The organism is Psychrobacter frigidicola (assembly GCF_007997305.1).
Taxonomy (GTDB): domain Bacteria; phylum Pseudomonadota; class Gammaproteobacteria; order Pseudomonadales; family Moraxellaceae; genus Psychrobacter; species Psychrobacter frigidicola.
Map to the genome: position 1 here is coordinate 1 of NZ_VORZ01000007.1, position 1,309 is coordinate 1,309.

The window sequence follows — 1,309 nt, forward strand, 5'->3', positions numbered from 1 at the left end:
TAATAAATTTCGCCACTCATAAAAAAGCCGCTCTCAACAAAGAGAGCGGCTTTTTGACTAACCATTTAGCAGACTAGCAGATTGCTCTGACACTGCTAAGCATCTAATACAGAAGTATTAAACGTTAACGTTAGCAACAACACCAGCGCCTACTGTACGGCCGCCTTCACGAATAGCAAAGCGAAGACCTTTGTCCATAGCGATTGGGTGGATAAGCTCTACGCCCATCTCAACGTTATCACCAGGCATCACCATTTCAGTACCGTCTTGTAACTGGATTGCGCCAGTGACGTCAGTCGTACGGAAGTAGAACTGTGGACGATAGCCGTTTAGGAATGGCGTGTGACGACCACCCTCTTCTTTTGACAGTACATATACTTCAGCGTCAAATTTGGTATGCGGGGTGATTGAACCTGGCTTCGCAAGTACTTGGCCACGTTGAACGTCTTCACGCTTAGTACCACGTAGTAGTACGCCACAGTTTTCGCCTGCACGACCTTCGTCAAGCAGTTTACGGAACATCTCAACACCCGTACAGGTGGTTTTTTGAGTGTCACGAATACCAACGATTTCAATCTCGTCACCGATTCTAACGATGCCTGATTCAACACGGCCCGTTACAACAGTACCACGACCTGAGATTGAGAACACGTCTTCGATAGGCATTAGGAATGCTTTATCGATGTCACGCTCTGGCTCTGGGATATAAGTATCTAGGATGCCTAGTAGTTCAACAACGGCTGGTTGGCCGTATGGACCTTGGTCGCCTTTTAGGGCTTGAGTCGCTGAACCTTTAACGATTGGGGTGTCGTCGCCTGGGAAATCATAGTCGCTAAGTAATTCGCGAACTTCCATTTCTACGAGCTCTAACAATTCTTCGTCGTCAACTAAATCGCATTTATTCATAAATACGATGATGTACGGTACGCCAACCTGACGTGACAGCAAGATGTGCTCACGAGTTTGTGGCATAGGGCCGTCAGTTGCAGATACGACCAAGATTGCGCCGTCCATTTGAGCCGCACCGGTGATCATGTTTTTAACATAATCGGCGTGACCTGGGCAGTCGACGTGCGCGTAATGACGGGCTTCTGTGTCATATTCTACGTGACTGGTGTTAATGGTAATACCACGAGCTTTTTCTTCTGGTGCACTATCAATGGCTGCATAGTCTTTGGCTTCGCCACCTGAGGTGATAGCGGCTACGGTTGCAATAGCAGCGGTAAGGGTGGTTTTACCATGGTCAACGTGTCCGATGGTGCCGACGTTGACGTGTGGCTTTTTGCGTTCAAACTTGGCCTTTGCCATG

General features: G+C 48.1%; 1 protein-coding gene. It reads right to left on the bottom strand.

The genetic code is table 11. The annotated features are described in order from the left end of the window. Window positions 1–117: 117 nt before the first annotated feature. On the bottom strand, window positions 118–1,308 hold the full coding sequence (tuf, locus tag ES754_RS12045) for an elongation factor Tu (RefSeq protein WP_147224447.1): 1,191 nt from the start codon (window positions 1,306–1,308) through the stop codon (window positions 118–120). Window position 1,309 lies beyond the last annotated feature (1 nt).